We start from the raw sequence: 3,031 nt of genomic DNA, 5'->3' as shown, positions 1-3,031 counted from the left end.
AGCGGCGTTGCCGAAACGCCCGAATAGCTCCGCTATTAGGGCGCTCCGGCGCCTTGCGATCGCACGCACCAGACGCCGCGGGGCCCGCCCTTCGGGCGGACGACGGGACTTTCGAAACACGCCCTAGACGGGCCGCATGGTCAGCGGCGCCTCCGGTACACGCTCTGCTTGATGAGCGCGCCGGTGAGGACGGCCGCGAGCACCACGCCCGCCACCGGTCCGTCGACGAAGCCCAGCAGATGGGCCGAGAGTGTTCCGCCCACTCCGTAGACGCCGATCTGGGCCGAGGTGAGGCGGCGAACCCGGAAGAGATCCTTGGGCTCGTCGACGGAACTCCCCGACCCGATCTCGCGCTCCTCCGGCTCTTCGGGGGCGATACGTGAGAGGTGCGATGTCACGGTGGACACCTCCGTGGTTCGTGGTGGACGTCGGTACTGAGCGGAGTCGCGCGAGTGCCATGGGGGGAGCGGGGTCTCCCGGCCACCTGGCATGAGAAGCGCGCTGCCACCAGTGACGTCGGATGCCCGGCGAGCGTTACAGGGCCGTCCCGCCCCGGCGCACCGCTTCGACCGCCCGCTGTGGCCGCACGGCCCTCGCGGCGGAACGCGGTCAAGTCGGATCAGACGCGCGCCCCCCTTTCGGGTGAACGGACCCCGATACCCGGTAACGCTTCTCCCCGCTCTACGTCAGATAGGGGGTTGAAGTGTGGCCCAGTCGAGGAGCAGCCCGTCTATGACCCAGCGCAAGGGCGCCCCGCCCACGTGGGACGAGTTCTTCATCCAGTGCTATCCACGACTGTGCCGCTGGGCGCGGATCATGGACGAAGGGTCGGCATCCGCCGGGTACGGCTTCGACTATGAGGGAGCCGTGGACGAGGCTTTCGCCAAACTCAAGGTCAGGTATGACGCCATTGAGTTCAAGGGGCCACCTGAGGCGTATGTGCGCACCATGGTGAACAACGCTCTCGCGGATTTCCATCGCAAACGGAACCGTGAGCTCCCAAGTGTCCCTCTGGAGTACATGTCGAGTGATGGAACCGAAGTTTCGAATGTCCCGTCAGATGACAGTCCGGGACCTGAGGACCAGGTCATCCAGAAGGAAACCAGGGAAGCGGTAATGGCCGTCATTCGGACACTCACATCCCTTGAACGGGAAATCCTGCTGATGACATTGAAAGGCATGAGGCCGGCGGAGATCGCAGCGATCCTGGGCATCAGTTCGAGTGCCGCACGTGTGCGCCTTCACCGTGCGAAAAATTCTTTGCTCAAGGCACTGAAGGAAGAAGAGATTGGTATTAGCCGTCACCAGATCAAGGAGGTCAGCTGATGGAATCCAGGACCGATCCCAAAGTGGCATACCGGGGCTGCTTCGACGTGCTGCTGCGGTTGCTCCGGGCGGGCGTGCGGATCTTCGTCGGCGGCTTTTCGGCGCGGTCGCCGCGCATGCCGTCGGTCGTGGCCGCCGTCCCGACGCAGGCGCTGACGGCCCACGTCCCCGCGCAGGATTCCCTGGGTGAGCTGGGAGATCTGGGGAGCAGGAAGCGGTACCAGGCCATCCAGCAGGCGTTCCGTGCGTCTGTGACACCGGCGCCGACGGATGAGGAGCTGGAGCTCAAGCGCCGCCGGATCGAGGCGCTGGCCGACCGTATGCGGGATGACGCGGAGGTCGTCGAGCTGGAAACCGGCGGCATGGTTCCCGAGAAAGCGATGGTGGAGGAACGCGAGCGCCGCAAGTGCCGGGTGTTCGGCAAGGGAAGAAAGAAAGAGTCGCCCTTTCGGGCCCTAGGGCTGGCGGCCATGGTCATTTTCTGTGCGGCTTTCGCCTTCACGGGTGCGGTGTTCATGGCGGACGGGCCTTCCGCCGAGCGTGCGGTATCGCCCTCGATGACGGCGTCCGTTCCGGATCCTCTGCTTCTGGATCCTCCGATTCCGGCTCACATCGAGGCGACGGACGGCATGGGCCGAAGGGATGCCCTTGCTCATTCGCCCGCCTACGACATGCCTGCGTACGACCGGCTCGCTCCCGAAGGTCCGCGCGGTCACGGAGATACCGGTCATGCGAGCACGGAAGCGTACCCGAACGGACTTGACGGGATCCTATCCGGTTTTTTCGTGGTGGGGCTGGTTCTTGTCTTCATCGTTATGTTCGCCTTGGCGGGCGGTGACATGAGGGGCAAATCCAGAGCCGTGATCGCGGGAGTGGCGGGATTTATCGGTGTGGCCGCGGCGGGAAGCGCCATGCTGCTGAGATGAGCCGTTCACGCTGCCGGGCCTTCGCGAGAGCGGGAAACGGGGAAATCCGAAGCGTGCGGTTCGGTTCCGGAGGTATTGCGGCTCTCCGGATACCGGCTCTCCGGGTACCGGCTCTCCGGATACGTATCCGAAGACCGCGGTACCCGGGCAGTCCGAGTTCGTTCCGAGGATCCGAGGAGGAGTCGATGAGCGAGTTTCCAGGCGGCCCCGTGAGAGTCCCGGACCTGGGGCCGCAGACCCGAGTCGTCGCCCGCCTCGTGGAGGGAGCGAGCGAGGAGCAGCTCGCGGCCCCGACCCCGTGCCCCGAGTACGCGGTACGCAACCTGCTCGGCCACCTCGTGGGGCTGGCCACCGCGTTCCGGGACGCGGGCCGCAAGGACCTGGGCGTCACGACCGACACCAGCCCTGGCGCCGACGTGCCGGACCTCGGGCCCGGCTGGCGGGAGACCCTGCCGAGAGTCCTCGACGAACTGGCCGGGGCCTGGCACGACCCCGCCGCCTGGACCGGTGAGACCAGGGCGGGCGGGATCACCCTGCCGGGCGCCGTCGCCGGTGCGGTGGCGGCCGACGAACTCGTCGTACACGGCTGGGACCTCGCCCGCGCCACCGGCCAGGAGTACGCCCCGGACCCGACCGCCCTGGAGGCGGCACACGGCTTCCTCCTCGCGGCGGCGGAGGACCCGACCCGGGGCGGCGGCATCTTCGGCCCGGTGGTTCCCGTACCGGACGACGCGCCCCTGCTGGACCGGGTGATCGGCCTGAGCGGCAGGGATCCGGGG

The 3,031-nt window shown here is 67.2% G+C and carries 4 protein-coding genes; 3 read left to right on the top strand and 1 reads right to left on the bottom strand.

Annotated elements, in window-relative coordinates; all coding sequences use genetic code 11:
• Positions 1 to 140: 140 nt before the first annotated feature.
• Entirely contained in the window at positions 141 to 398 is a 258-nt protein-coding gene (locus FNH04_RS43895) for a hypothetical protein (protein WP_152791821.1), read from the bottom strand.
• Between the two features lie 334 nt (positions 399 to 732).
• Here FNH04_RS43895 and FNH04_RS43890 point away from each other — a divergent pair, with 334 nt between their 5' ends.
• The 3 genes from FNH04_RS43890 to FNH04_RS43880 form a co-directional block, all read left to right on the top strand.
• A complete protein-coding gene (locus FNH04_RS43890; protein ID WP_152791820.1) occupies positions 733 to 1,326 on the top strand; it encodes an RNA polymerase sigma factor in 594 nt (197 codons plus the stop codon).
• Positions 1,326 to 2,252 carry a hypothetical protein gene (locus FNH04_RS43885; protein WP_152791819.1) on the top strand — a complete coding sequence of 309 codons (927 nt, stop codon included), beginning with the start codon at positions 1,326 to 1,328 and terminating at the stop codon, positions 2,250 to 2,252. The genes FNH04_RS43890 and FNH04_RS43885 overlap by 1 nt, the downstream gene beginning before the upstream one ends.
• A 185-nt stretch (positions 2,253 to 2,437) precedes the next feature.
• A partial coding sequence (locus FNH04_RS43880; RefSeq protein ID WP_152791818.1) for a TIGR03086 family metal-binding protein occupies positions 2,438 to 3,031 on the top strand: 594 nt, incomplete at its 3' end.

This window comes from Streptomyces phyllanthi (assembly GCF_009377205.1).
Taxonomy (GTDB): Bacteria; Actinomycetota; Actinomycetes; order Streptomycetales; family Streptomycetaceae; genus Streptomyces; species Streptomyces phyllanthi.
The sequence above is the reverse complement of the archived record's forward strand: the minus strand, read 5'-3'. Positions and strand labels throughout refer to the sequence as shown.